This window comes from Duncaniella muris, from assembly GCF_003024805.1.
GTDB classification, from domain to species: domain Bacteria; phylum Bacteroidota; class Bacteroidia; order Bacteroidales; family Muribaculaceae; genus Duncaniella; species Duncaniella muris.
In genome coordinates this window covers 1-1,171 of the sequence record NZ_PUEC01000076.1, presented here as the reverse complement: position 1 = coordinate 1,171, position 1,171 = coordinate 1, and the positions used below count along the sequence as shown (strand labels likewise).

Here is a 1,171-nt window from a genome sequence, read left to right as displayed (position 1 = left end):
AAGTGCAAAATTAGCGATTTGTTTGAAGAACTCGGTTTTCGGGTTTGAAAAACCGAGTTTTTTCCGTGGTCTGAGGTTTAGTTTCTTTGCGACATTCTTGATGTATAGGTCAGTGAAATCATTGAAATTTGACTTTTTGGGGATGTATTGACGGATGAGTTTGTTGATGTTTTCGACCGCTCCTTTCTGCCATGAGCAGTAGCTGTCGGCAAAGTAAACAGTCACATCATCAAGACCTTTGATGCGTAATCCGGCGGTTATGTCGAGGTGTGCCGCGAACTCGCTGCCGTTGTCAGTAGTGATGGTTTTAAGATATTTACGGTATGCGTACAGCATTCTCACGACAGTCTTTGACAATGGCTTGGCTCTTTTTCCGTAAGGTAGTTTCTCCATCATCACAAAGCCAGTCATGCGTTCAAGCAGCACTAGAATCGCGTGCCCGTAGGCATCAACAATAAGATCCATCTCAAAATCGCCAAAGCGTTTGCCGTCGGCCTCGGCCGGTCTGTCGTGTATGCTTGTGCGGTTTGGTATGTTGGTGGCTTTAGTGGGTTTGCGTTCGCCTTTTGGTCGTCGTCGGAAGTCGGGATGTCTGCGGTGACGGCGCAGTTCTCCGCTTTCATCAGCGTTTATAATGTTGTAAATGGTCTGTATGGATACGGAAACACCTTCCTTGGCCAACACGCCACGAATTTGTTCTGGTGACCATTGGTGGTCAATAATCATCTGTTTTATACGCCACACCAACACGCTGTCGAGCTTCTTGTTGGATGTGGTGCGCTTTCTGCGTTCAAGGGCTTTGGCATGAGCCTTTTCCCACAGATAGTGGCCTTTGGTTGTGGAATTGCGCTTCAGTTCACGACAAAGCGTTGACTGACTGCACCCTACTATGAGGGCAATTTCTTCTCTCGAAGTTTTTTTTTGCAGTAAGGCGAAAATTTGCGACCTTTGCTGCGAGGTTAATTGTCTGTACATAAGCAATACAAAATTAGTTAATCTCAGGGAGACTTCGGTCTCCCTTTTTATTTTGTATTGCCAGTATGTTCTGCTGCTGTCCGCTCTTGGGGGCGGTTTAGGCCGCCCCCGCCGCTTGGGCATCCCCTCGCCAGAAGGAGAGAGGAGAATGACTAATGCCCATCTCAAAGTTTTGCACTTCGATTTGGAATCTTCA

General features: G+C 47.1%; 1 protein-coding gene. It reads right to left on the bottom strand.

The annotated features are described in order from the left end of the window. Positions 1–975 (bottom strand): IS30 family transposase (locus C5O23_RS14105; protein ID WP_107033538.1); only part of this gene is annotated, 975 nt, incomplete at its 3' end. Between the last annotated feature and the right edge of the window lie 196 nt (positions 976–1,171).